At 35.4% G+C, this 25,581-nt stretch carries 27 protein-coding genes; 4 read left to right on the forward strand and 23 right to left on the reverse strand.

Annotated elements, in window-relative coordinates:
• Positions 1–54 precede the first annotated feature (54 nt).
• Entirely contained in the window at positions 55–1,440 is a 1,386-nt protein-coding gene (asnS, locus tag LKV13_RS00490; protein WP_229088585.1) for an asparagine--tRNA ligase, read from the forward strand.
• 18 nt (positions 1,441–1,458) lie between these two features.
• A complete protein-coding gene (locus tag LKV13_RS00495; protein ID WP_229088587.1) occupies positions 1,459–2,040 on the forward strand; it encodes a hypothetical protein in 582 nt (193 codons plus the stop codon).
• 2 nt (positions 2,041–2,042) lie between these two features.
• On the opposite strand, the gene LKV13_RS00500 is transcribed toward LKV13_RS00495, so the two are convergent.
• The 7 genes from LKV13_RS00500 to LKV13_RS00530 form a co-directional block, all read right to left on the reverse strand.
• Positions 2,043–2,630 carry a phosphoribosyltransferase gene (locus LKV13_RS00500; protein ID WP_229088589.1) on the reverse strand — a complete coding sequence of 196 codons (588 nt, stop codon included), beginning with the start codon at positions 2,628–2,630 and terminating at the stop codon, positions 2,043–2,045.
• A gap of 200 nt (positions 2,631–2,830) precedes the next feature.
• On the reverse strand, positions 2,831–4,258 hold the full coding sequence (locus LKV13_RS00505) for a Do family serine endopeptidase (protein ID WP_229088591.1): 1,428 nt from the start codon (positions 4,256–4,258) through the stop codon (positions 2,831–2,833).
• Positions 4,259–4,309: 51 nt separating this feature from the next.
• Positions 4,310–5,065: a type I methionyl aminopeptidase gene (gene map / locus LKV13_RS00510; RefSeq protein WP_229088592.1), complete on the reverse strand. Its 756-nt coding sequence runs from the start codon at positions 5,063–5,065 to the stop codon at positions 4,310–4,312.
• Positions 5,065–6,720, reverse strand: a complete 1,656-nt coding sequence (locus LKV13_RS00515; protein WP_229088594.1) for a tetratricopeptide repeat protein — start codon at positions 6,718–6,720, stop codon at positions 5,065–5,067. Before LKV13_RS00515 ends, map begins: the two co-directional genes overlap by 1 nt.
• Positions 6,707–7,135 (reverse strand): transcription antitermination factor NusB, encoded by a 429-nt coding sequence (gene nusB, locus LKV13_RS00520; protein WP_229088596.1) that lies wholly within the window; start codon positions 7,133–7,135, stop codon positions 6,707–6,709. The genes LKV13_RS00515 and nusB overlap by 14 nt, the downstream gene beginning before the upstream one ends.
• Positions 7,136–7,157: 22 nt before the next feature.
• Positions 7,158–8,168: a peptidylprolyl isomerase gene (locus tag LKV13_RS00525; protein ID WP_229088598.1), complete on the reverse strand. Its 1,011-nt coding sequence runs from the start codon at positions 8,166–8,168 to the stop codon at positions 7,158–7,160.
• 70 nt (positions 8,169–8,238) lie between these two features.
• A complete protein-coding gene (locus tag LKV13_RS00530) occupies positions 8,239–9,432 on the reverse strand; it encodes a thiolase family protein (RefSeq protein WP_229089651.1) in 1,194 nt (397 codons plus the stop codon).
• A gap of 170 nt (positions 9,433–9,602) precedes the next feature.
• On the opposite strand from LKV13_RS00530, the gene LKV13_RS00535 reads away from it, so the two are divergent.
• Complete coding sequence (locus LKV13_RS00535) at positions 9,603–10,928, forward strand: hypothetical protein (RefSeq protein WP_229089652.1); 1,326 nt, start codon at positions 9,603–9,605, stop codon at positions 10,926–10,928.
• 48 nt (positions 10,929–10,976) lie between these two features.
• Here the strand turns inward: LKV13_RS00535 and dnaB are convergent, their stop codons facing one another.
• The 6 genes from dnaB to LKV13_RS00565 all read right to left on the reverse strand — a co-directional run bounded on the left by dnaB (position 10,977) and on the right by LKV13_RS00565 (position 15,945).
• Positions 10,977–12,353 carry a replicative DNA helicase gene (gene dnaB / locus LKV13_RS00540; RefSeq protein ID WP_229088600.1) on the reverse strand — a complete coding sequence of 459 codons (1,377 nt, stop codon included), beginning with the start codon at positions 12,351–12,353 and terminating at the stop codon, positions 10,977–10,979.
• Positions 12,354–12,364: 11 nt separating this feature from the next.
• Positions 12,365–12,862, reverse strand: coding sequence for a 50S ribosomal protein L9 (gene rplI, locus LKV13_RS00545; protein WP_229088602.1), 498 nt, complete (start codon positions 12,860–12,862; stop codon positions 12,365–12,367).
• A 20-nt stretch (positions 12,863–12,882) separates the two neighbouring features.
• Positions 12,883–13,173 carry a 30S ribosomal protein S18 gene (gene rpsR, locus LKV13_RS00550; RefSeq protein ID WP_229088604.1) on the reverse strand — a complete coding sequence of 97 codons (291 nt, stop codon included), beginning with the start codon at positions 13,171–13,173 and terminating at the stop codon, positions 12,883–12,885.
• 10 nt (positions 13,174–13,183) lie between these two features.
• A complete protein-coding gene (gene ssb / locus LKV13_RS00555) occupies positions 13,184–13,621 on the reverse strand; it encodes a single-stranded DNA-binding protein (protein WP_229088606.1) in 438 nt (145 codons plus the stop codon).
• 10 nt (positions 13,622–13,631) lie between these two features.
• Complete coding sequence (rpsF, locus tag LKV13_RS00560) at positions 13,632–14,042, reverse strand: 30S ribosomal protein S6 (protein ID WP_229088608.1); 411 nt, start codon at positions 14,040–14,042, stop codon at positions 13,632–13,634.
• Positions 14,043–14,253: 211 nt separating this feature from the next.
• Positions 14,254–15,945, reverse strand: a complete 1,692-nt coding sequence (locus LKV13_RS00565) for a PTS transporter subunit EIIC (RefSeq protein ID WP_229088610.1) — start codon at positions 15,943–15,945, stop codon at positions 14,254–14,256.
• 229 nt (positions 15,946–16,174) lie between these two features.
• Between LKV13_RS00565 and trhA the strand changes: the two genes are divergently transcribed.
• A complete protein-coding gene (gene trhA / locus LKV13_RS00570) occupies positions 16,175–16,864 on the forward strand; it encodes a PAQR family membrane homeostasis protein TrhA (RefSeq protein ID WP_229088612.1) in 690 nt (229 codons plus the stop codon).
• Between the two features lie 2 nt (positions 16,865–16,866).
• Here the strand turns inward: trhA and rseP are convergent, their stop codons facing one another.
• The 10 genes from rseP to LKV13_RS00620 form a co-directional block, all read right to left on the reverse strand.
• Complete coding sequence (rseP, locus tag LKV13_RS00575) at positions 16,867–18,156, reverse strand: RIP metalloprotease RseP (RefSeq protein ID WP_229088614.1); 1,290 nt, start codon at positions 18,154–18,156, stop codon at positions 16,867–16,869.
• 18 nt (positions 18,157–18,174) lie between these two features.
• A complete protein-coding gene (locus tag LKV13_RS00580) occupies positions 18,175–19,023 on the reverse strand; it encodes a phosphatidate cytidylyltransferase (RefSeq protein WP_229089653.1) in 849 nt (282 codons plus the stop codon).
• A 7-nt stretch (positions 19,024–19,030) separates the two neighbouring features.
• The gene (uppS, locus tag LKV13_RS00585; protein WP_229088616.1) at positions 19,031–19,723 is read right to left on the reverse strand and encodes a polyprenyl diphosphate synthase; all 693 of its coding nucleotides are present in this window, start codon (positions 19,721–19,723) and stop codon (positions 19,031–19,033) included.
• Positions 19,724–19,727: 4 nt separating this feature from the next.
• Complete coding sequence (gene frr, locus LKV13_RS00590; RefSeq protein WP_229088621.1) at positions 19,728–20,282, reverse strand: ribosome recycling factor; 555 nt, start codon at positions 20,280–20,282, stop codon at positions 19,728–19,730.
• 38 nt (positions 20,283–20,320) lie between these two features.
• Positions 20,321–21,157 carry a translation elongation factor Ts gene (gene tsf / locus LKV13_RS00595; RefSeq protein ID WP_229088622.1) on the reverse strand — a complete coding sequence of 279 codons (837 nt, stop codon included), beginning with the start codon at positions 21,155–21,157 and terminating at the stop codon, positions 20,321–20,323.
• 12 nt (positions 21,158–21,169) lie between these two features.
• Positions 21,170–21,943 carry a 30S ribosomal protein S2 gene (gene rpsB / locus LKV13_RS00600; RefSeq protein ID WP_229088623.1) on the reverse strand — a complete coding sequence of 258 codons (774 nt, stop codon included), beginning with the start codon at positions 21,941–21,943 and terminating at the stop codon, positions 21,170–21,172.
• 307 nt (positions 21,944–22,250) lie between these two features.
• Positions 22,251–22,529 (reverse strand): hypothetical protein, encoded by a 279-nt coding sequence (locus LKV13_RS00605; RefSeq protein ID WP_229088624.1) that lies wholly within the window; start codon positions 22,527–22,529, stop codon positions 22,251–22,253.
• Between the two features lie 12 nt (positions 22,530–22,541).
• Positions 22,542–23,306 carry a hypothetical protein gene (locus LKV13_RS00610; protein WP_229088626.1) on the reverse strand — a complete coding sequence of 255 codons (765 nt, stop codon included), beginning with the start codon at positions 23,304–23,306 and terminating at the stop codon, positions 22,542–22,544.
• A gap of 17 nt (positions 23,307–23,323) precedes the next feature.
• Positions 23,324–23,926: a tetratricopeptide repeat protein gene (locus LKV13_RS00615; RefSeq protein WP_229088627.1), complete on the reverse strand. Its 603-nt coding sequence runs from the start codon at positions 23,924–23,926 to the stop codon at positions 23,324–23,326.
• Positions 23,919–25,580 carry a 30S ribosomal protein S1 gene (locus tag LKV13_RS00620; protein WP_229088628.1) on the reverse strand — a complete coding sequence of 554 codons (1,662 nt, stop codon included), beginning with the start codon at positions 25,578–25,580 and terminating at the stop codon, positions 23,919–23,921. The genes LKV13_RS00615 and LKV13_RS00620 overlap by 8 nt, the downstream gene beginning before the upstream one ends.
• Between the last annotated feature and the right edge of the window lies 1 nt (position 25,581).

A 25,581-nucleotide genomic window follows, 5' to 3' on the forward strand; every position in this document is an offset into this window, starting at 1 on the left:
CTATTACACGTTTAATATATAATAATTATAAATCAAGTTGTATTAAGAGGAAATATGCACAAAAGTATAAAAGACATTCTAGATGATCCTATAGCGGAAAGCAAAGTTACAGTAAGGGGATGGATTAGAACAAAGCGCAGCAGTGGTAAAATCTCATTTGTCGAAATCAATGATGGCTCAAATATTAAGGGAATTCAAGCAGTAATTAACGAAGAAGATTCTAACTTTCAGGAGAAAGAACTTAAACGGCTTACAACGGGTGCCAGTATATCTTTAGTGGGAATTTTAGTTTTAAGTCCTGCAAGAGGACAAAAATACGAAATTAAAACGATAAATTTCAATGTAGTTGGAGAATCGAACCAAGAAACATATCTTTTACAAAAGAAAAGACACTCCTTTGAGTTTTTAAGAGAAATTCCTCATTTAAGGATACGTACTAACACATTTGGAGCTGTCGCCAGAGTGAGAAATCAAGTTTCCTATAAGATCCACGAATATTTTCAAAAAAATGGATTTTTATATGTAAATACTCCAATAATCACATCAAATGATGGAGAAGGATGCGGTGAAATATTTCGTGTATCCACTCTAGACCTTAACAGCATTTCAAAGGACAAAGAAACTGATTTTAAAAATGATTTCTTCGGAAAAGAAGTATTTCTTGGAGTAACTGGACAACTACATGGCGAAGCTTATGCAATGGCCTTATCGAAAATATATACATTTGGACCCACATTTAGAGCAGAAAATTCTAACACAACGCGCCACGCCTCGGAGTTTTGGATGATTGAACCCGAGGTAGCATTTTCTACCCTTGAGGATAATATTGAATTAGCAGAGGATTGTCTTAAATATATACTAGAAGAAGTTCTAAATAATTGTAGTCAAGATATGGAATTTTTTGAAAATTTTATTGAAAAGGGGTTAATCAAAAAAATTGAAGATGTAATAAACTCAAACTTTGAAGTCATCACCTATACCCAAGCAATTAAAAAGCTTGAAAGCACCAACAAAGAATTTGAAATAAAACCTTGCTGGGGAATGGATTTACAAACAGAACATGAAAGATATTTAACAGAAGAAATTTTCAAAAAACCTATCGTGGTTATTGATTATCCAAAGGAATTTAAGGCATTTTACATGAAAATGAACGAAGACAATAAAACTGTTAAAGGAATGGATATTTTGGTACCACGCATCGGAGAAATTGTTGGAGGCAGTGAGAGAGAGGATGATCTGAATAAGTTGAATAAAAGAATAAAAGAGCTAGACTTGGAGGCTGGGACTCTTGATTGGTATTTGGATTTAAGGAGATTTGGTTCGACTCCTCACGCTGGTTTTGGGCTTGGGCTTGAGAGGTTGGTACAGTATGTGACGGGGATGGCCAATATTCGAGACGTGATACCGTTTCCAAGGTCTCCCAAAAGTATTTGTTTCTAATTGGAGCGGGAGGTGGAAATGGAGTTTTTTTGCATCGTATTGCTGTCTTCGTCTTTAGCGCTATTTTCAGAGGAATCAAAGGATAAGCTGAGGCTGTCCTCGGATGTAGAGAGAGAGCTTTCAGGCTCAAAGTCGGACAAGGATGGGGAAGATGCCAGCATTAATCAATCAGCTAGGGTTAGGTATCCACGATCTGTAAAGGGTCAGAGTCAGGATATGGGGCTAAAAAAGATCTCTATAGAGGATGGTAGAGTTTTATCCTATAGTAAAAAAAACAGAAGCACAAAAGTTGGTGCAAATAGCATAATAGAAATAAGACAGTCGGAAAGAATACTGTATCCACGAGATAGCATGCATATGAGGGAAGGGGGGTCAGGAAAAAATACAGAAGTATGGTACAAAATTAAAGTTTATCCGAAATACAATAGTGATAGGTTCGAAAAAATAAAAAAAATTAACGCAATCAACAGCGAGATGAGAACACGAGTAAACAAGGATTTTGCTTTAATTGGCCCAGTCTTGGAAGATGACCTGGGGACGATAACAAAAACGTTAGCCACAAAAGGATACGATGATTTAGAATACATAAAGATTGAGTAAGTTTAAATTCTCCCCGATAAAAATCTTAAAATGCTGCTCAATTCATCGTCTACGTTTTCGAAGTTTAGCTTGTATTCGTTTTCTGCTAGGCCTGTCAGCTCATGGTTGCGATAATGAATCCAGGTGTCTACTTCCGTACTTAAGTATTTGTTAACATAATAATCGGGTCTGTGTTTTACATCTAATCGTTCCTTGTAATCATAAACAGCAATTTTAATGTTTTGACTATCTATTCCCCTAGATAGAACCTTTTCCCGCAAATGGATAATCGTACGGCCAGTATCAAAAATATCATCAACAAACAGCACATTATCCCCTGTCCTTAAATACTTGGGATCATAAGTCCACCCATCTATCATTATCTTTTTTTGATCATTACAAACATCATAAGACCTTGCTACAACAGCAGCATAAAGAAGCGGCTTTTCAATTTTAATAAATTTAAAAAACTCGCTAATAATATTGCCAAGATAAGCCCCTCCTCTTAAGGATACATAGATAATATCGGGTATAAACCCATCTTTATATATCTTATAAGCGAGCTTGAATCCATTTACTCTTATTTCTTCATAAGAAATGAATTTTTTCATCAACACGACTCCTCAAAAAAATGAAACCAAAATCAATACCCACTCCAGTATCGCCCACCATTGACCCCAATTATACTATCTAATACAACCAGACAGCAGCACCTCAACTACTCCCCCATCAACTCACGATGAAACTCAATTTACAATATAAAATCTAGGACGTACAGCATTAAATCTTTACGCCCACTAAAAATAAAGTTTTAAAAAGATACTTTTATAGTTTGACCACCCCTTAGTATACTGTACGTATTTTTCCCAAACTCAATAGCATCATAAAAATCCCTAAGGCTCTTAATACTCTTTGAATTAACAGCTGTAATAACATCCCCTGTTGAAATTTTAGCATTTTTCTCTAAACTCTTATCAACATTATCAACAACAACCCCATTGATCCAATTTCTTAAACCAAGCTGTGCTTTAACCTCGCTAGTTAAAGGATAAACAACAAATCCTGGCACCAGTTTACCTTTTGATAAAATTTCTTTGTCATCGGGTCTTACAGCAAGCACAACTTCTATTTTCTTCTTCTCACCCTTCCTTAAAACCTCAATGTCAACTTTCTCCCCCGCATAAAAATCGCTAAGATAATGAATAACATCCTGAGAAATATTCATAGCCACCCCATTTACCTTAAGCACTACATCGCCAGGTCTAAGTCCCGATTTTAAGGCAGGAGAACCCACGTAGACGTTTACAATAATAGCAGATGAGACAGAATCATCATCGTAGCCTAAACTTTTAAGAACTGCCATGTCCTTGTCTCTATAGTTATAAAAAGAAACCCCAAGCCAAGCTGATTCAACATTTTTTCCACTAATAAAAGCATCTACAACATTTTTGGCGTTATTAATAGGAACAGCAAACCCAAGCCCAACATTGCCTCCAGAAGGAGATGATATCCATGTATTAATCCCAATAACTTCACCTCTAATATTTACAAGAGGACCCCCAGAATTACCACGATTAATGGCTGCGTCTGTCTGAATAAACAAATTTCTAGCCTTTAAATTAGGGTTTGCTGATCGATGTAGTCCGCTCACAATACCCGCGGTCACCGTAAAACTAAATTGATGAGGGCTTCCAACAGCTATGACCCAATCCCCTATTTCAAGGCCATCACTATCTCCAAGCTCAGCTATTTTGATTTCTGAATCATCAGCCTCAAAGCTAATAAGTGCAAGATCCTTCTTATCGTCTTTACCTACCAGTTTTGATTTATAAGTCTTATTACTATAAGTTCCAATCTCAAATTCAATAGCTTTATCCACAACATGACTATTTGTAAGGACATAAAATAAATTTGACTTTTTAGAATCCTTCCCAATTATTATACCAGAACCGGCCCACTTAGCTTTCCTCTCAATATTAAATCCTGGCATATCAAAAAAGAAAAAATGAAAGGGATCCCTTTCCTTAATCACCCCAGTGGCATACACCTCCACAGTAGACGGCAAAATTTTCCTAGATGCCTTTCTGAAAGAATCCTGAAAAGACTGTAAAGTATCTCCCTTCTCTTGTGCGAAAACAATAGTATTTTTGTCAGGTCTTAAATAGTGTATTCCAATAAAAAATCCAATACCTAAAGCTAAAAAACTAACACAAAATATAGAAAAAAAATTTTTCTTCACTTTAAACACCTCCGTAATATTCAACCAATCTTTTAAATAATTTTTTATTACTCACTGAACTTCGCTTAAAATCAAAGGAACTCCATCTACAACAGCAACAGTATGTTCAAAATGAGCAGAACAACTTAAATCAGACGCAAAAACCGTCCAACCATCCCTCTTAAGGGATACCTTATGCCCCCCTAAATTCACCATTGGCTCAATCGCTAACACCATCCCTTCACGAATTCGAATATTCTTAAAAAAAGGAGCATAATAATTGGGCACACTAGGTTCTTCGTGCAAAGCAAATCCAACTCCATGCCCCGTATAGTCCCTAACTATCCCAAAACCAAAAGGTTTAATAAAATTCTCTATGGCTCTTGAAATATCTAAAATCCGGTTACCAACCCTCATCTCAGAAATTCCTCTATAAAGAGCCTCTTCTGTCACCTCTAATAACTTACTAATCTCAGGTCTTACCTGACCTACTTTAAAGGTTCTAGCCATGTCACTATAAAACCCATCTAAAACAACCCCACAATCAATACTAACAACATCACCATCCTTAAGTTTCCTTATATTAGGTACACCATGAATAACTTCTTCATTTACAGAAGCACAAATAACACCCTCAAATCCGTTATACCCCTTAAAAGCTGGCCTAGCCCCCTTGCTAGAAATAAAATCACCAGCGACAACATCAAGATCTTTAGTACTCACTCCAGGTGCAATATTCCGTTCAACTTCTAAAAGAGTTTGTGCCAAAAGGCTTGCCGATGCCCTTATTTTTTCAATGTCCTCTCTACACTTCAACCTCAAGCCCACTACTTCCTTTCCTTAAGCACTTCTGCCATATTCATATAAATATTGCTCTCATTGGTTTCACAAAAAGTATGAGAAATTAAGATGGCTTCTCGTCCCTTTTCAAACTCACCCAAATAAAGATAATTAATCCCTCTCTTTAAATACACCTTCGCCGCCGTCTCTCGTTCTTCTATACTCATTTTATCCCTACCATCAAGAGTAAAAGGAAGACGAGAAACTGCCTTCCTAAAATACTCCTCGGACTCTTTATAATTTTTTTGATAAAGTTTTAAAACTCCAAGATTATAGTACATCCCGTATACGTACTCTTTAACTTGATTTTCAAAAACTACTTCTTTTGAAGAATTTAAATCTTTCTTGAGAAAATCGTAGTAGAATCTGTAAAAACAATACCAATCATGTGCCTCATCCATAGGAATATAAATCTTGAAAAACAGATCTAGATCCTCCAGATCAAAATAGAGGAGCAAATTCCAAGCCAAAAGCTGCGCAATATCCGAACTATAATTTGACCTATAAAACAAACGCCACAAAAAAGACTTTTTAGCACCGTGATCAAGGTTTGAATAATTCAATACAAAGTAAAGCTTAAAAAATAAAGGATCGTCTTTGTACTTTCTTGCTATTTCATTCGCACTAAAATAATCATTGGCTTCAAAATAGGTATTAGCTAAATAATAATTCATTGTTTTACTATCTTTAAACTTTTCATTAGCTTTACTTAAATAAGAAATTGCCCTTTTAAGATCATTTTCCCTCCTAGCAATAAATGCCAGGCCAAGATAAATCATCATACTGTAATCAGGAAATCTAGTATAAAGCTTTAAATATTCAGCCTTAGCTTTATGAATATCACCCCTCTTAAGATACGCATCCGCCAGTAAAAACATCAAACTCGGTTCTCTATTATCATTAATAAGATTGAGATTGGAAATAGCAAAATCCAAATTACCAAGACCATAAGAAATATGAGCAAGCTCCCTAGCGAAACCTTTATCTTCCTTTACTTTCAAAAGTATTCTTCTAGCAGAAGATAAATCTTTGTTCTCCACATACAAAAGCATTGCATTAATTAAAAACGCGTTGTTCTTAAGATTTAAGCCTATACTTTCAAAAGTAAAAGCATCCCTTTCTCTCTCTATTTTAAACAAAAAATCCTTGACGCTTTTTAATTCATAATTTAAAGATAAATTTTTAATAAAAGCTTCCTCGTACAAGTATTTATATTCTTCATGCTGTATAAGATATTGCTTTGCAATATCACAAGCCTCAGAAACAGCACCCACTTTTAGTTTAGAATATACTTCAAGAGCCCTAAGCTTTAAATTTCCAGGCAGGCTCTTTACACCCAGCTCAACAATATCTCTCATCAGCAGATAATCTTTAGTCCCAATAGAATACTGTCTTACTCTCTTGATTAAAGAAATCCACTTAAACTCAGTATCTGCATAAGACGAAGATACCCTTATAGCCCTCTCAGCTCCATATAAATTACTCTTCAAAAGATAATTATCAATTTCCACAATAAGCTCATTAAAATCCCTTCGACCCTTTAACATATACAAAACATGAGAATTCGAGTTAAAATAAAGCACGCCTAATGAAAGGGTGATTAAAGGTACAAAAACAAACATCAATCCTTTATTTACTTTCAAATGAACTCTCCATATTCTTCAATAAACCATCCAATATTCCATTAACGAACTTGTAAGAATTTTTACTTCCATACTTCTTGGCAATTAAAACAGCCTCATCTATTATAGCTCGCTTAGGTAGTCCCAAATCTTGAAATTTAAGAGAAAAAACACTCATCCTCAATATAGCAAGATCCACCTTATCCATGCGCTCCAAACGCCAATTAAGGGAAATATCACTAATTAATCTGTCAATAGATTCCAAATTCTCACAAGTACCATTAACTAAAACAGAGTAAAATACTCTTAATTCTTCAACATCCAACACATCTTCGAGACTAAAAATATCATAAATATTGTCCCTCGAATTGCAATTAATATCAATACTGTAAATCTTTTTGAAAGCTAACTCTCTAGCCTTATACCTTAAGTCCATAACTAATAACAAGCATTCTTCTCTATTTTAAATCAGAATCCAAAATTTGCACACTAGCGGACTTATTAAGCTTATCGTACATCTCCTGTTGTACCCTAGCAACAATTTGCTGTTGTTGCGCGTTGACCATATTATTCCTTATAGCATCCTTTACAGTCATATCCGCATTAGGAGATATCTTATCTTTAAGTCCTAAAAATTTTTGAGAATACGTCTCAGTAACTTTGATTATATGAAATCCTTCTTTTGAGGATATTGGTTGAGAAATATCCCCCTTATTAAGAGCAAAAACTCCTCGAATAAAATCCATCCCGAGCACATTTTGTGCATTTTGTTCGCCCCTTGCCAAGAACCCGAGGTCCCCATTTTTAGCCCTAGATCCCTCATCCTCCGAATACTTTCTCACAGCCTCCTCAAAAGTAATCTTTTTTGTCTTTATCTGATTTGCAATATCCTTTGCCCTAGCAAGAACATCTGACCTCTTCTTATCCTTAGAAGTAAAGAAAACATGACTTACCCTTGCTATATCCGGATTAACAAACTTAGTCTTGTTAGCCTCATAATACTCGACTATATCTTTTTCATCTGGCGTCTTTATTTCTGAAAACTTAGGCTGAGCAAACTTTAAAATCAATTTTTGAGCAGAAAGAGATCTCCTCATTGACAACATGAGACCATCCCAATTAGTACCCTGACTTTCTACCATCTGTTTAATCTGTTCATCCGTAAGAGTTGTAAGTCCAAATTGAGTTCTAATGGTTTGCATAACCTCCGCCTCCTCAACTTTGATCCCCTGCTTTAAAGCTTCCTGGCCAAAAAGAATATCCGCTATTAAGACTTGCAAAACCTGCTTTTTCTCAGCAATACTTAAATCTCTCCCCTGTGTTTTCTTCAGTGTACTAATTTTAGAATCAAACTCCGTCCTAGTAATAATTTCATTGCTGTGCAGATTAACAACTACAACAGGAGCATTTTGAGCGAAAGAATTAGCCCCCACTATAACAACCAACAGAAAGCAAAAAAAACCACGCATAAAACCAACCTTACATTAACAATCAGAATTCTAACAAAACATTAAATTTAAATCTAGTTAACTTAAATAACTATCTATATAGATAAGAGGCTATACCCTGCCCTCCCCCCACACAAAGAGAAGAAATTCCCTTATGTTTGTTATTAATCTTCATAAGGCGAGCCAGAGTTAATAAAATCCTTGCTCCACTAACCGCAAACGGATGCCCTATTGCAACAGCACCCCCTTTAACATTGATAATATCATCTTTGATTCTATAATTCTTATACAAAGCTTTTAAAACAGTTAAAGCTTGAGCTGCAAAAGCCTCATTCGTTTCAATAAAATCAATTTCACTAGGGATTAAACTAAACTTCTTTATGATCTCCTCAATGGCAAGATATGCGCCAAAACCCATTCGAAGGGGTTCAAGACCCACACTCTTAAACCCACCAATATAAGCCAAGGGATCAATTCCCATCCTTTGAGCAACATCTTCACCTGCTAGTATTAAAAAACAAACTCCATCATTTAAGCTGGAAGAATTACCCGCAGTAATAGTGCCCCCTTCTTTAAAGATCGGCCTCAAAGTTGAAAGTTTTTCCAAGGTCAAATTATCTCGTATCTCCTCGTCACTAGATACAATAATCTCATTCTTAGTTTTCCTGTCAACAACTGATAATGGATATATTTCATCGTCAAAATACCCGCTATCTCTTGCTACGCTAGCCTTCGTGTGCGAATTGTACGCAAATTCATCCTGCATCTCTCTTGTAATACCATACATCTCCGCTAAATACTCTGCCGTAAGCCCCATCACAGTACCACTCAAAGTATCCACCAAAGCGTCTTTATATATCGAATCTTCTATCTTAAAGTCTCCGAACTTTAAACCATCAAATCTTACCCCTCTTGGTAAAAGATAAGGTGCATTACTTAAATCCTCAACCCCCCCCGCTAAAACAACATCACTATTGCCAAGAGCAATAGCGTTAAAAGCAAATTCTAACGATTTAAGTCCTGAACCACAAACCTTATTTACAGTACAAGCAGAAGTACTTTCACTCAAACCGGCCTTTAAAACAATCTGTCTAGCTATATTTTGGCCAAGACCTGCAGATATCACGCACCCAACAACAACCTCATCTACTTTACCAATATTGTTTCTTCCAAGCAAAGCTTTAACAACATCTGAGGATATATCGACAATATTTACACCCTTCAATACCCCTCCAAACTTAATAACTGGAGACCTAAGTCCATCAATGATTACTACTTTCCTCATTTCAACCTCAAATAAAAACGCCCCCTCAATCATATAATAACAAAATATCACCCTTAAAAACAAAGCCTAACCGCCAATAGTAACGGAAAAGTATCTAAATACTACCATTTTAAACTCAGATATGATACAATCTTTTGCCAGGTGTGCTCAAAAGAATTAATATAGTCACGATGATGGCAATGGTGGCAGTTAGTGCCTATCCTTACAATTACTCAATGAGGTATAAAAATGACAAGGTTGACAAATACCATTTTGAGTCGCTGAACGACGGCTTTGGGTTTTCGTTTAGTGACTTTTTTGATGATCTCAGGAGTGGTTCTTTAATATTCACCCATGAGTCAAAACATAATTTCATAATAAACGCAGAAGCCCACATGCTAACTTTTAGAGGATATAAAGATGATCCAGAACAAATTAGAAGAAGAGTTGACCTTTTTGAAGTTGGCTTTATGTATTATTTTCCATTTCTAATGAAAACAGGAGAAGGGTACTTTGGAGAGATTAACATAGGCGTTGGTATCAAAAATTTGCTCTACGGGAACTGGGGCGGAAGATTGATGCAACAATTGGTACACTTTTTTTTAAGGCAATGGCGCCCATTCCCTGTCAGCTATGAAAAATATGATTACAGGGGCTTTTTAAGCACGGCAATAAGCTATTCTTATATGAGATTATTAAATTTTGAAACTTATGCTGACATATCATACTCTATGGATTATTTTTTCAAAACAAGTATTGGAATAGATCTTAAAAATAAGGCCATAGGGCTTGAAACTAAACTTTTTTATCAAACTCAAAGCGAGATACACAACATAAAGACATATGCAAAAGTACAAAAAGCAGAGAGTGGAATCGGAATTCAATACAGACTTTACTCTAAAAATTTCTTTACAACAAACAATCTTAATTTAATAAACTTTTCAAATAAGAATAATTTCTTAAGTGTAGGGGGATTTGGCATATCCTTGACACATGAATATGACAATAATCTGGAAAATGACTTTCATATTCATGATCAAAATTTTTCTTTCGGATATGAACTTATGATTCCACTACAAATAAGAAGCCTAGTGTATTACAAAATCATGCCTGAATTAAAGTGTTACTTTGCTATTGCCACAAATTATGATATTGATATAACCGAGATAAATAGTTTTGCAAATAGATTTTCGTCTGGAATAAAATATGCATTATTTACAAAAGATTTATTTACAATATACATAAGTTCCGGTATATTTTTATCCTATAACAAGGACAATAAAGACATTAAATCCGTTTATAGACCTTTAAAAGTAAAAGACACATTCCAAATGGGGCTTGAATTTGAACCCGGTATATTAATAGAAACATTTAAATACAATAAGGCAACATACAATTTCAAAATATTTACAAAAATAAACTACTCTTCTCTTGTCTACAACACAGACACTAACAAATTAGATAAACAAAAATTGACTTTTCATTACATCGGCATTGGTATGGAAATCAAAGCGTAAGCTTTCCCATACTCAACATAAAAACCTCAAATAGATATCCTTCAAACCCTAATACTCACTGTCCTTATTAACAAAGCTGACAACATGAGGCAAAAACAATACATCAACCCTTCCCGTTGGGCCATTTCTATGCTTGGCAACAATAACCTGAGTTTGTGCTGCTGGGGTCTCTTCGCCAAAAGAGCTGCTTTTTAAATCCTTGTCTCTGTGAAGCAATATAACAACGTCAGCGTCCTGTTCTAATGCCCCCGATTCTCTTAAACTTGCAAGATTAGGCTCTCTCCCCTCAGTATCCCTTGTAAGCTGAGAAAGTGCAACTATAGGGATCTTAAGCTCTCTTGCAAGCTCCTTAAGAGCCTTACTAATTGAAGCCACTTGCTCATGCCTTGGAAGATTCCTAGCTTCAAGAGAAACAAGGCTAATATAATCAATAAAGATTATATCTACGCCAGAAAATTTTTTTAGTTTCCTAGCTTGAGTCGCTAACGCCAACAAACTCATATTAGCGGTATCTGCGATATAAAGCTCAGCATTACTAATATCGTTTGCTGCATTATTTAATGCCTGAATTTCACGTCCAGACAATATGCTATTTTGTACCTTAAAGCTATCAATATTTGCCCTGGATGCCATTATTCTCTTTACTAAAGCATCTGAAGTCATCTCAAGAGAAAAAAAACCCACCTTATGTCTTTTATTATTTCTTAATGCAATATTTGACGCAATGTTTAATGCAAATGCTGTCTTACCAACACTGGGGCGAGCACCTATGATAATAAAATCACTATCTCTAAAACCCCCTATAAGATCATCAACTTTTCGAAAACCACTTAAAATTCCAAAATTAGCTTCCTTGGTTTTCATACTTCTCTCATATATTTCAGAATGTACTCTTTCAACAACAGCTTTTGCATGATGTAGATTTGTGTTAGCATAATCCAATTCAATTGAAAGAACCTGCCTCTGCGCTTCTTCTACAAACTGGTCAATTTTTTTTGTAGAATCATTTGCCAAATCATTAAGCTCTCTAGCAATTTTAGAAACATCCCTTCTAATACGATATTCCTTAATAATTTTTACATGTGTATTCACTGTTTTATCCGTTGGAAGGTACCCCGACAAAAGACTTAAATAATCCTGAAATCCCGCTAAAGTTTTAAAATCACCCAAAAGCTGAGACCTAGGAGCTAAAGCAGACACCTCTTCAAAAACAGTTATCGGATCTATGTTTTCTCTCTTCTCGTAAAGAGACAACATGGCCCTAAAAATCATCCGATGCGTGCTGTTATAAAAGTCATCCGACTTCAAATACAGAGAGGCTTCTTCTAATTTCTCCGGATTATAAAATATACTAGAAATGACTGACTTCTCCGCCCCATCATTAAAAAAAAGCATAGGAGCACTACTTACGGAAGCAAAAGCCACAAGCCATACCTCTACTCGACCTCCTTTTCGACTTTCCTAGACTTTCTTATAGTATTCTTCTGCTCTTCCTTTTTTATCTCAACCTTAATAATAGAATTAATTCCCTCATAAAGCTTAACAGTCACCTCATAGACACCAAAAGTTTTTAACATACCATGGTGTATCTCTATTTTCCTTCTCTCTACTTCAAATCCAAGCTTCAAAAGCTCATCAGAAATATTTGAGCTATTAATGCTATGAAATAGCTTTCCCCCCTCACTCGACTGCATAACAAATTCTAGACTAACAGCATCAAGCTTATCTTTAAGCTCAAGAGCCATCTTTCTTTTCGTCTCCTGCCTCTTAAGTATTGCCCTCTTCTTTTGCCTAAAAATATCAACATTATGTTTATTTGAAAAAACAGCAAACCCCTTAGGCAATAAATAATTCCTAGCAAACCCATCCTTCACATCAACAGTGTCACCCTCTTTGCCAAGATTAACAAAATCTCCCTTTAAAATTACTTTCATATTCTCTCCTCAACCACCTCTTACCTCTTCACAAAAGGAAGCAAAGCCATATACCTAGCTTTCTTAATTTCTAATGCAAGACGCCGCTGGTGCTTAGCAGATGTACCCGTAATTCTTCTGGGTAATATCTTGCCCTGCTCCGTAATAAATTTTTTAAGGAAATCAAACTCTTTAAAATCTGGAACCCTATCCATATCACAAAATTTACATGTTTTTTTCCTAAAGAACCTGAAATTAGGATTCTTCTTAAAACTATCCTGATGCCCATCGGGCCGAGACTCCCTCTGCTGAAACTCTCTATCCTTGTACATAAACCACCCCCTAAAAAGGTATATCCTCGTTAAAACTGTCATCAAAGTCAATATCCTTAAATGTATCTGACTTCTTATAACCCTCAAATCCAACATTACCCGTGTTTTGTGCAGCAGGCGCCCCCCCAAACATTTGAAGCTCATCTACTAAAACACTAATCTTGCTTCTCTTGTCTCCAGTGCTTCTATCCTGCCAACTCTCGTATTTCAAAGAACCACTTACCACAATTGACTTTCCCTTCTTAAGAAAAGCACTAAGGCTCTCCGCCCTCTTCGAGAAAACAACGCACTCAAAAAACTGAGCATGATCAATCCACTCATCATTCTTCTTCATTCTCCTGTTATTAGCCAACCCAAACTTAAGAACAGCCATGCCCGTTTCCGTGTATGTGAGCTCAGAATCCCTAGTAAGTCTGCCGGATAATACCAATGAATTAATATCTGCCATTTAAATTCCCTTAATTTTCCTTAACATCGGCACCAGCACCGGCCTCTGATAACTCCTTCTCCCTACTATCCTTAAACTCCCTATTATCTTTAAACTCCCTAAAACCCTTTCTCTTAACCTTCCTGGTATTAATCTTTTTATTAACCTTAATAAGAATCATATACCTTAACAAATTTTTAATAAGCTTCAACTGTGCTTCAAATTCCCCTAAATTATCACCGTCCATTTTAAACTCTATTATCTCATACCTACCACGCTTCTGTTTCTTAATAGGGTACTCCAAAGACCTCTCTCCAAGAGAACTTTCAACAATATCACTAGCATTAAAAGCCACCAATTGTCTACGAACTTCCTCCAAGGCCTCCTTATACTCAAGCTCTTCACTCCTAAACAAAAAGCAAGACTCATATTTTCTTATCATTCTAACTCCTTATGGTCTTTAACGCACCACAAACCCCACAAGCCTGTGGCAAAGGTCATTTAAGTAGTATATAAGAGTGTCTAACTTTTTTCAATATCGGAAAACCCTTTCAAGAAAACCACCCACACCCAAAGCAACCAGAAGACCTACATCCATCATCCTTGCTAAGGGCTTTTTGACAAACCAAAAACTTTAGTTAAGTTTACTGTTCCTACTCATCATCTTCTTTAGTAAGCCTATAACGCTTTCCTGTTTTGCCTCTCTTTTCAAGCTTGTCATCCTCCTTCATTTCAACATATGCTTTAATCCCCTGTTTCACATGATCAGACGCAGCAACAACACTGGCTTTAAAAAGCTTTCTGGGAGAATAATTCTCAAGCGCTTGCCTTATGTAATAAACATGAGTTCCATAAGTAATTCTAATCGCATTTCCACTCGCAACAACGTCCAAAGCTCCTGTTTCCTTCAGTAAATCGTGAGAAACGAGTTCAGGGCTAAACACCGTGAATCTTAAATCCGTTGACACGACATCAAACTCTTGTATATTATCAAGACCCCCAAGTCCTTGAACTACAAGATGTGCCACTCCAATTCCCTCAACTTTCCCCTCGTTTCCTCCAAAAAATGGCTCGTCAACACCGAAAATCTGAAAATCAAAATAATTATAAAGCCACTTAAAGGTAAAGTAGTACAGCAAAAAAAATGCAAACCCTAGGGGCAATGCATAAATCCAATTTGTCTTATCGTGCCCTTGCAATATTCCAAACATAAAGAAGTCGAAAAACCCAGTAGAAAATGTGGCTCCAATTGCAATGCCAAAAAAATTGGCAATCAATAAAGCAAGTCCTGTGTAAATGGAATGCACAAAGTAGAGCAAAGGTGCGGTAAAAACAAATAAGAACTCTAAAGGCTCTGTAATTCCCATAAGAAAGGCTGTAAGCGCCCCTGAAAAAAGGAGAGACGAGATTTTACTCTTCTCCTCATAAATAATTCCCTTGTAAACACCAAAAGCTGCTCCAGGCAAACCAAACATAATGGAAAGGTAAAACCCACCCCAATATCTAGCAATACCCGGATAGAATTTAGTAAGTTGTGGATCGGACAACTGCGCATAGAATATATTTTTAATACCGCCGACCGATTGCCCATTAATAAGCTCAGTCCCACCCAAAGAAGTAAAATTAAAAGGAAATGAAAGAATAGTGTGAAGTCCCAAAGGAATAAATATTCTATTTAAAACACCATAGAGAAAACTACCAAAATAATCAAACCTAGAAATAAAAACCCCGAAAGAAGTAATTACCTCATCAAGATTCGGCCAAATCAAAGAAAACACTATCCCTAAAAAAATACAAAAGGGGTAAACTACCACGGGAACAAACCTAACCCCCGAAAAAAAACTAAAAGGCATCGGCAATTTAGTCCCACAAAATCTGTTATGTAAATATCCAACTAAAAGCCCGACTAACAGAGAGCCAACGACACCCGTATTCAAAGTTTGAATGCCAAGAAAATTGATTTGGCCGATAGAAGACATCAAACCAGGTTCAACAAGTTCTGAAAATACACCAAGAAAATAATTCCCAGTAACATTAAAAATCAAATACCCAACAAGTGCTGAAAGAGCAGCAGGACCCTTTTGAGCTCTCGCAACTCCCACAGCAATTCCTACGACAAGTAGTAACGGAATATTTAAGATAATAATATTGCCTGCGGTCTTCATAAGACCTAACACGCCCTGCAAAACAATGTTGTCAATGTAAACCAAACTAGAAGGATTTGACATCACTGACCCAATACCCAACATTAAACAAGAAACTGGCAAAACGGAAATTGGCAAATTTATCGCACTTGCAAACTTCTGAATCTTTGCAAACCTAAGCACTCTTAAAAAATTTATCACTTCGCTCCTCTCCATCCAAAAACTCAAAGTAGCATTATATAACTTTTTTTCAAATTTGAGAAGGAAATTAAACAATGAATAGTTAACTTAATTTACCCCCACCTCTACCCTCAGACTAAAACTGTACAATTATTTCCTGTACTTGCTTGAATTATGGTCTTTTTGAATTAATAATACTGCATGGGGGAAGGTTTACGTTTACAAAAAGGCAAAAGTGGGAGGTGATTTTATGTTTCTTAAAGACAAGGAGCGAGGATCGTACGTGTATCAGGTACCCCAAAACGAATTATTCAGTGCAGTGTCTCACCTATTTGGAGTCATCTTATCTGTGGTGGGTACCACCATCCTCATTACCCTATCTATTTCTGCAAAAAAACAATTTCATGCAGTGGTATTTCTTGTTTATGGATTTTCAATGATACTGCTATACACAATGAGCACTTTTTACCACATCTCTATGAAGGGGAGCAAGATAAAAAAGATATTTAGGAAACTTGATCATATCTCCATATTTATGTTGATAGCTGGCACCTATACTCCACCCTGTTTAATTCTTATGCCAAATGTTTATGGAAAAATAATTCTTTTAACTGTTTGGGTAATTGCCATTTTAGGAATCGTCTTTAAATTGATATACGTAAACAGTCCCGGCTGGTTTAATGGTCTAATATTCATACTCATGGGGTGGGCGATCGTGTTTGGTATCGATTTTATTTACAATACCCTTCCTCCAAAAGGATTTCTATGGCTGGTACTAGGGGGTGTTCTTTACACAACAGGAGGAATCGTATATGCAATAAGTAAAAAATTTGATCCAATGGTGGGTATGAGAATACATGATGCTTTTCACATCCTGATCCTGCTAGCTTCCTTTTCCCACTTCTGGTTCATGTTAAACCACGTACTACCTGCTGATTAAGTTTATCTTAAGGCAATGCTTAAGTCGTTGAAAAGACCCAGAATAAAAAGACCCAAAACCAAAAAAACTCCGATGCTGTAGAAATAGTAAATGGATCTTGCCTTAAATCTTTTTCCACGTAAAATTTCAACCAGGCTGATAAGTATTTGACCTCCATCAAATATTGGGATTACAATAAGAAATAAATTCATACCAGCAACTAACAAATTAAAAATGGCAACGGTATTAAGCCAGTATAGCACTCCAAGAGAAGAAGAACCAGAAAGCATACTAATAACCCTGACAGGGCCCACAATATTCCTAAAGTTTTTTTTAAAATTTATTAATAAGTCAAAAATAGAATACAGAATGTTACCCAAAACACCCAAAATTTTATTAAAAGAATTTGCAACAGCAATCCCAAAATTATCTGCTCTAATCAATCTTTCTAAACGAGGCAAGAAATACACCCCTAAAAGTTTATTCGTATCTTGAAATACCAATTTTGAAGTCAAAATTGTTCCACCTCTATCATATCTAATCTCTGCCACATCATCAAAATTGAGATTCGTAACGAAATCACGTAGCTGTTTATTATTACTCAAAGCAACATTATTGATACTTACTATTTTATCATTCTCACTCATACCTGCAACTTCTGCTGGAGAATTTGGTTCAACTTTAGATACAACAAGATCTACCCAAGGATTAATTTCATTGAAAAATTTTTCTAAATTCAAATGTTCTTCAAAACTAATTTTCTCACTATCCCTCAAAACTGTGAAAGTCGTTCTGCCTTCTTCTATGGGAATAGCTCTCTTTAAATCGGAAAAATAATTTATATCGCTTTTATTAACACCTAAAATAACATCTCCATCTTTAAATTTACTCAAAGCACCATGACTTGCAACGGTTATTTTGTTAGAATAATCAAAGGATGTAACTCCTATAATATCTGTTGCAATAAAGATAATAAATGCCAGAATTAAATTAAAAAGAGGGCCAGCGAAATATATTAATATCCTCTTAAAATTAGAAATACCGAAAATAGAATCTTTGTCTGCTTCGATTTGCCTGTTCAATTTAAGCTCATTCTCCAAATGTTCAGATCCTTTAAGCCTACAGTATCCTCCCAAAAAAATCGGAGAAAATCTATATTCCGTATCCCCCATTTTAAACTTAAAAATGCTAGGACCCATTCCAATAGAAAAAACTTCAACCTTAACCTTAAAAAGCTTTGCAAATAAAAAATGACCTAACTCATGGACGAACACTATTAAAGTAAAACCCAAAATACCAAGCAAAATATACATAAATTACCCCTAACACTTTTATGATAGACACAAATAAAATATAGGTCCTGCTAAAAGAAACGAATCAATTGAATCAAGAGCACCTCCTCTACCAGGGATAATATTTCCAGAATCCTTAACCGATGCGCTGCGCTTAAGCCCGGATTCAAATAAATCACCAACGATGGTAAAAAATCCTATTAAAACACCAAAAATTACGGCTTCTCCGTAGGTCAAATTTATAAACCCCCCGAATACTACAACTATTGCAACAAGAACAGAAAATAATATTCCACCTAAAAATCCCATTATAGTTTTATTGGGACTAATAATCGTGGGTCTATAACTATTTTTCCCTAAAAAGCACCCAAAAAGGTAGGCAAAGGTATCATTACCACTCACCATGGAAAAAAGTATCAGTAAAAGAATAGGAGCTTTTGGTAAAGTGGTAATAGCAACAATAAATGAAACTAACATACCGGGATATATAAGAATAAAAACTATCGAGGTGGCCTGCGATAAAAAATTAACAATTTCATGCTCCTTAATGAACACTAAATTAACGATCCAATTGCTAAAAATCAAAATTATCACTAAATAAAATATCATATTGATGCCTAGGTCAAAAATATTAAAATGTACATAAGTCAAAACTGGGGGCGATATTCCTAAAAAGAACGCCAATGTACTTGAAATAGAAGAAGACTTAACCTTAAGTAAATCATTGACTTCCTTTGCAGAAATCCCACTGAAAATAAAGATTAAAATATTGATAAATAAATAATTTCTAAACTCTAAAAATATTAAAAACAGAACCAGGGGCACAAAAAATAAAAATGTACCAAGCCGCTTAAGGAACGCCAATTTTTTAGACTTAAGTTCATACAAATTTTTTTTATCTCCCAAAATTTCTTTTCCTTTTTTTAAAACACCTTAAATCTCTATCATAAAGAGAAACGGAATACTCTGGCCACAAAACATTGGAAAAAATAAACTCACAATAAGCAACTCCCCATAAAAGAAAATTACTTATCCTCATCTCCCCCCCCGTACGTATTAAAAGATCAAGTTCATGAAGCTCTGGATTATCTAAAAATCTTGCAAATTCAATTTCACTCAAAGACTCAAGTCCCAAATCACCCTTAAGGATCTTTCTAACTGCCCTAACTATTTCGTTTCGACCACCATAATTAATGGCCAAATTTAAAACAAGTCCATTAAAATTTTTAGTAAAATCAACGGCATCAGTAATAGATTCCCTTACCTTCTTTTCTAAAGTCTCAACCTCCCCGGAAACTACTATTTTTATGCTATTTTCACTATAAAAATCAAATTCAGACTTCAAGTAGCTGGCAATCAAAAACATCAAGTAATCTATTTCACGTTTTCCCCTACTCCAGTTTTCCGTAGAGAACACGTAAAGGGATAAACATTTTATACCCAACTTAATAGAATGACTAACTATATCCCTAGCTCTCCTTAAACCCTCCTGATATCCCTCAAATACAGAAATACCTTTTTTTAAAGCCCACCTCCTATTGCCATCCATGATAATCCCAACGTGTAAAGGAAGATAATCCCTGTTCATAAACTCAAACTTCCATGATTTCTCTTGTTTTTAAATCCAAAATTTCATCTATTTTCTTAATATAAGAATTGATACCCTTTTGTAAATCATCTAAAATTCGACGTAAATCATCTTCTGTAATCTCAGAATCCTTTTCCTGGCTCCTTGCTCTACTATTTAACTCCTGCCTAACATTTCTAACCATAACCTTGTACCCCTCAGCTATCTTTTTGGCTTGCTTCACTATCTCCTTGCGCCTCTCAACAGTCAATGCAGGAACTTTAATTCTAAGTACAGATCCATCGCTTGAAGGATTCATAGAAAGATCAGAATTAAGTATGGCCTGTTCTATCTTACCCAACAAAGTCCTATCCCAAGGCTGGATTACAACAAGCCTTGCTTCTGGAATACTAACATTAGCAACTCTAGTTAAAGGAGTCTTCTCCCCATAATAATCAACCAGTATTTTATCAAAAAGAACACTGCTAACTCTGCCTGTCCTCAAAGATTTATACTCATTCTCAAGAGACAAAAGAACTTTACTCATTTTTCCATCCAATAAAGCCTTATATTCCTCCACCCAAGCCTCCTTAAAATTAAAAGAACAACACCAAATTTTCATCCAACACGCAAACATTTAAAATCAATTATCTCTATATTGCTTAAAATTAACTTTGAAATCTCTCCAACCTTTTCTCTAACAGTGAATTTATCGTCCTTTACAAAACCCTGTTCCAAAAGAGAAATCTCCCCCAAATGCTTCTTAACTTTTCCAGCCACGATCCCTTTGACTATACTTTCAGGCTTCCCACTGCTTTCCATCTGCTTAATAAATACCTCTTCTTGTTCCTTAACGTAATCGGGACAAATATCATCAACACTTAAATAAAGCGGAAAAAAAGCTGCCACATGCAAAGCCAAATCCATTGCAAGGCAATTTAATCTTTCATCTCTTATTTTAGAGGCATCGTCTACCCTTAATTTAACAAACACCCCTATTTTAGACTGCTCACCATGAAGATAATTCTTAACAAGTTCATTAGATGAAATATGTGAAATAAAAATCTTCTTCACCTGAATATTTTCTTTTATCGTAGCTGCCAAATTCTTAATTCCATCTTCCTGTTCTTCATCCAAAGAATCTTTCCCGCTCTCGACCAATCTTTTTATTAAGGAATTCCCAAAAGCTACAAAATCACTATTCATAGCAACAAAATCCGTTTCACATGAAATAAGTAAAAGACCCACTCTCTCTCTATCTTTATAAGAAAACACACGACCCTCTCTGGCGTCTCTATCACTTCTCTTAACAGCCGATGCAATTCCCATTTCTCTAAGCCTCTTCCTGGCCACTTCAAAATCACCACCAGCAACTTCCAAAGCTTTCTTACAATCACCAAACCCAGCTCCAGTTGTATCCCTAAGCCTCTTTACCTCTTGAGGGCTAATGCTCATACTACTCTCCTTCTACTCTTTTAGTTCTTTTTCGCCATCATCCTTAACTTCAATCTCATTTATTAGGTCCTCTTCATTCAAATTCTCAACTATTTGAATCCCAACCTCCTTATCGCTCTCAAGGATGGCATCAGATATGACTTTAGTGAATAAAGCAACAGAACGAATTGCATCATCATTACCGGGTATTGGGCAGTCAATGACATCTGGATTACAATTTGTATCAACTACTGAAATAATAGGAATGCCAAGACTCCTCGCCTCATTAATAACTATTTGTTCTCTCCTTGGATCGATAATAAAAACCGCACCCGGAAGCTCCTCCATATCCTTAATCCCCGTCAAATTCTTAGCTAATTTCAACTTCTCACGATTAAGCTGAGAAACTTCTTTCTTGCTAATCATATCAAAAGTCCCATCAACTTCCATCTTTTCCAATTTTTTCAACTTTTGAACTGATTTTTTGATAGTATTAAAGTTTGAAAGCATACCCCCAAGCCACCTATTGTTTACATAAGGCATATCACTCCTTTTGGCTTCCTGTTCAATTATTTCACTCGCTTGCTTTTTAGTCCCAACAAACAATACCTTCTTGCCACTCTTTACCACATTCTGAACAAGCTCATAAGAATCCTTAATCCCCTGCAAAGTTTTTTGTAAATCCAAAATATGTATTTCATTCCTCTCAGAAAAGATAAACCTTTTCATCCTCGGATCAAGCCTCTTTACCTGATGCCCAAAATGAACCCCGGCCTCTAAAAGACTCTTCATAGTAATAACCGCCAAAACAACCTCCCAAATCCCTCTCTCTTACTCACTATTTACATAGCGGATGTTATTTTTCTCTGTTAAGAATAGCACAAAATAAAACAATTGATAAGACCATTGCACCCAACTCCTAAGTCCATACACAACGATAAACAACATTTGAAATTGGATCCCCTCATTTAGGCATAAATAGTAAAAACAGTCAGTCCCCCAGCAAGATAAATGCACTAAACCCTAATCAAATTTTACTAACATAAAACAAAAATTACTCTTTAAAGCTCTTAAAAACTCCTCCCAAGTATATTACAATAGCCAACTACTTCCCCTATAAATCGTTCTTATTCCTCTCAGAAAACCTTAATAGAGATACAAATACTACCGAACCAATAATTGGAAACAGATAAAACAGAAAATCTATCTGTCTATTATAATAGTCGGAATAAAAAAAAGATATAAAAAATAAAAACAGAACGCTCCCCAAAAAACTTACAAAATAAACCAATAAAAATCCAAATCTTAACACACCGAAAAAGACAACAAAAAAACTTACCAAAAAAGAAACAACAATATTGGTCAAAATCAAATGAAAGAAAAATGTTATCATGACAAGCCTTATCTAGGTCTCCAATCTAAAACTATCTAGACTTCCTATGTCTAGAATAACACCATAAAAATCATCTTCTATCACATTACCCACAGCCATAACGAAAATCACTAGATTATACTTAGGAGAAACATCTCTTGTAAAAAAATCATTGCTAATATGCTTAAGATCCACTGGCCTCTTATCTACATCTAAAACATTACTCTTCTTAAGGGCTTCAGAAAATTCAGAATATAAGCCATCAACAACGTGGGACCTATATATGGTCATAGCATCGGTAATAAGAGGCGCAGAAGAATCACTACCCTTCCTTACACTAATAAAGGCAGATCCAGGAGTGCTCTTTCTTAAGTCTTCAAAATTAAGTTCAAAATACAAAGGAAACTTCTTATCAACCCAACTTTTATCTAGTTTCAAAGTCGGTCTCCCTGAAAAACGCCTATGATTTAAATTTATCTTATAAAATCCTCTATTATTAAACTCAGAAACATTATTAAAAACTCCCTTCAAAGCGTCAAAATCTCTTTGAACCGTCTTTGTAAAGCTATCAGAATGGTAATTCGATCCCTCAGGATAGAACTTGTAGTATATATCAAACCCCTTAATCCTGGAAGTATTTGGCTTATTAAAATATCCAAGAGGCAACAAAAAAGCAAGGGTATCCCTAGAAGCCCTACTATCAACCTTAACAGGAGAATCAACTATAACAATATCTTCGATGCCACACCCTAGAGCTAACAAAAAAAAACTTAATAAACTACCGAAACCTTTACTCATTTCGCAATAAAGTCAAATCATTTAAGCTGCAAAAGCTTATTCTTGGCTATATTTACATACAAATTATTTTCATAAGAAAAATTAGAAATCTGCTCATATACACTCACAGCCACATCTTTATCTTTATCCTCAAAGATTAACGCCTTACCAAGTAAAGCTTTGATCTTCATAAACTCAAATTTTGTTTTCTTAATAAGATTATCATATGCCAATAAAGCATCCTCCATTTGCCCCATTTTTTCATAAATCACAGCCTTATTAAGGTAAGCAATTTCTCTTTCAATCCACTTTGAATTAAGCACAATATCTAAATCATCAAGGGCTTCCCTGTATAACCCCTTGCTCTGATAATAAGTAGACCTTGCAAGATAAAATCTTGGAAAAAACTCATGTGAAACATCTGCTACCATACCTATATATTCCTTTATTCTGAGTTCTATTCTACCCTTTTCCTCATCACTTTTTCCCCTTAAATAAAGATTTAAATCACCCTCAAGCTTCTCTACTATTTCCCCTCCTGTCTTAACATAGTCAACATCCATAGAAATATAAAAAACAACTACGATACCCACAAAAACAATAATCAAAAGAATTCCTATAAAGACCCTACCTTTAAACATCAGCATTCCTTTTTAACAGATTTGCAAACGGCTTATAAGACTCATCATCATCTTCCTTAAACAAATAAGAAGAAATTTCCTCCCTTGATTCCTGGCTCTTATACTCTCTATAAGAAAGTAAAACCAATTTATTCTTAAAGTCAATATTTGTTAATATAACCTTAAGTTTATCTCCAACACTCAAATTATCAAAAATATCCATACTAGATTCTTTTGTATCTCCAAGTTGTATCTTACTAATAAACCCCATTATATCGTTATAAACTCTTACCTGAAGGCCCTTAGATTTTTTCTCAACAACTTCCACCTCAAGAGAATCACCCTTCTTGTAGCTCCTAGCAAAATCATCCCAAGGATTCTCCTCCAACTGCTTAATTCCCAGTTTGATATTCTGTTTCCTTGCATCAAACTCAATAACTTTCCCGCTAATAGAACTTCCCACTTTAAAATAATCCTCAGGATTAACGTCATTTATCCAAGAAATGTCATATTTACTAATATAGGCATCTATGCCCTCTTCAATATTAACAAAAGCGCCCGTTTTTGTTATATTCTTAACAACCCCCTGTATAACCTTTCCAACAGAAAATCTTTCAGATAAGTTGTCCCAAGGATTCCCATTAACTTGTTTAATACCCAAAGATATCCTTTGTTTCTCTTTGTCTATATCTAAAATCTTAACTTCTACAATTTGTCCAAGCCTAACCACCTCCTGAGGGCTCTTTATCATCCTTACCCAAGAAAAATTGCTTACATGAAGAAACCCCGATATCTCGTTATCAAGTTCAACAACAGCCCCAAAGGGCAATATTTTAACAACTCTTCCCTTAACAACACTTTCAACCGCATATCTAGATTCAACAGAATCCCAAGGATTTGCCCTTAAAGCCTTAAGAGACAATTCCATCTTCGCTGTCTTCAAGTTTATCTTGATGATTTTCAACCTCAGCCTATCGCCAACATGGATAAAATTTTCAATATTTTCGACACGAGTAAAGGCGATATTTCTTTTATTCAACATTCCCAAAACAAATTCCTTAATCCTTATAATGGCTCCATATTCTATGATCTTCTCAACAACCCCATCGACTATATCCCCCTCCTCATAAGAACTAACAAGCTCTTTCCTCTTCTCAATCTCTCGTTCTTTCTCCAAAGTTCGTCTATCAAGAATAAGCCTCAAACCATCAGCCTTATTCGCCTCAACAATATAAAACTCAATAACAGAACCTCTTTGTAATTTTTCATCCTTGGTTCTGGAGCTTAAATAAAAAGGCATAAACCCAGTAGTGTTATCATTAATCTGAACCTTATATCCACTCAATGTCTCAAACAAGACCTTACCCTTAATTACTTTTCTATTCGCAACATATTCATCAATATTATCTTGGAAACTCAAAGAATTAAGCTTTTCTACGCTAAGAATCAAACCCAACTCCCCTCCAATCCTCGTAACTACAGCATCAATCCTATCTCCAATATTTGGAATATTCTCAAACTCATCAATATTAATAAAACCTTCAGATTTATACCCAATATCTACAAGCACATAATCCTTCATGATATTTACAACAACACCAGAAACATTACTCCCAATATCTACGCTTCCAAGAACCCTCAGATAATTTTCTTGCAAATCTTCTTGCTTTTCCATA

The sequence above is a fragment of the Candidatus Borrelia undatumii genome, from assembly GCF_020882015.2.
Taxonomy (GTDB): Bacteria; Spirochaetota; Spirochaetia; order Borreliales; family Borreliaceae; genus Borrelia.

Excerpts from the sequence above, each read along its gene's own strand:
- rplI (WP_229088602.1), bottom strand. The coding sequence starts at position 12,862 with ATGAAAGTAATTTTAAAGGGAGATTTTGTTAATCTTGGCAAAGAGGGT.
- uppS (WP_229088616.1), bottom strand. The coding sequence starts at position 19,723 with ATGAACAGGGATTATCTTCCTTTACACGTTGGGATTATCATGGATGGC.
- LKV13_RS00495 (WP_229088587.1), top strand. The coding sequence starts at position 1,459 with ATGGAGTTTTTTTGCATCGTATTGCTGTCTTCGTCTTTAGCGCTATTT.
- LKV13_RS00605 (WP_229088624.1), bottom strand. The coding sequence starts at position 22,529 with ATGATAACATTTTTCTTTCATTTGATTTTGACCAATATTGTTGTTTCT.
- nusB (WP_229088596.1), bottom strand. The coding sequence starts at position 7,135 with ATGGACTTAAGGTATAAGGCTAGAGAGTTAGCTTTCAAAAAGATTTAC.
- tsf (WP_229088622.1), bottom strand. The coding sequence starts at position 21,157 with ATGAGCATTAGCCCTCAAGAGGTAAAGAGGCTTAGGGATACAACTGGA.
- LKV13_RS00530 (WP_229089651.1), bottom strand. The coding sequence starts at position 9,432 with ATGAGGAAAGTAGTAATCATTGATGGACTTAGGTCTCCAGTTATTAAG.
- LKV13_RS00500 (WP_229088589.1), bottom strand. The coding sequence starts at position 2,630 with ATGAAAAAATTCATTTCTTATGAAGAAATAAGAGTAAATGGATTCAAG.
- rseP (WP_229088614.1), bottom strand. The coding sequence starts at position 18,156 with ATGTATATTTTGCTTGGTATTTTGGGTTTTACTTTAATAGTGTTCGTC.
- rpsR (WP_229088604.1), bottom strand. The coding sequence starts at position 13,173 with ATGTACAAGGATAGAGAGTTTCAGCAGAGGGAGTCTCGGCCCGATGGG.
- LKV13_RS00615 (WP_229088627.1), bottom strand. The coding sequence starts at position 23,926 with ATGTTTAAAGGTAGGGTCTTTATAGGAATTCTTTTGATTATTGTTTTT.
- LKV13_RS00620 (WP_229088628.1), bottom strand. The coding sequence starts at position 25,580 with ATGGAAAAGCAAGAAGATTTGCAAGAAAATTATCTGAGGGTTCTTGGA.
- LKV13_RS00535 (WP_229089652.1), top strand. The coding sequence starts at position 9,603 with ATGATGGCAATGGTGGCAGTTAGTGCCTATCCTTACAATTACTCAATG.
- rpsF (WP_229088608.1), bottom strand. The coding sequence starts at position 14,042 with ATGATAAGAAAATATGAGTCTTGCTTTTTGTTTAGGAGTGAAGAGCTT.
- LKV13_RS00525 (WP_229088598.1), bottom strand. The coding sequence starts at position 8,168 with ATGCGTGGTTTTTTTTGCTTTCTGTTGGTTGTTATAGTGGGGGCTAAT.
- asnS (WP_229088585.1), top strand. The coding sequence starts at position 55 with ATGCACAAAAGTATAAAAGACATTCTAGATGATCCTATAGCGGAAAGC.
- trhA (WP_229088612.1), top strand. The coding sequence starts at position 16,175 with ATGTTTCTTAAAGACAAGGAGCGAGGATCGTACGTGTATCAGGTACCC.
- LKV13_RS00610 (WP_229088626.1), bottom strand. The coding sequence starts at position 23,306 with ATGAGTAAAGGTTTCGGTAGTTTATTAAGTTTTTTTTTGTTAGCTCTA.
- ssb (WP_229088606.1), bottom strand. The coding sequence starts at position 13,621 with ATGGCAGATATTAATTCATTGGTATTATCCGGCAGACTTACTAGGGAT.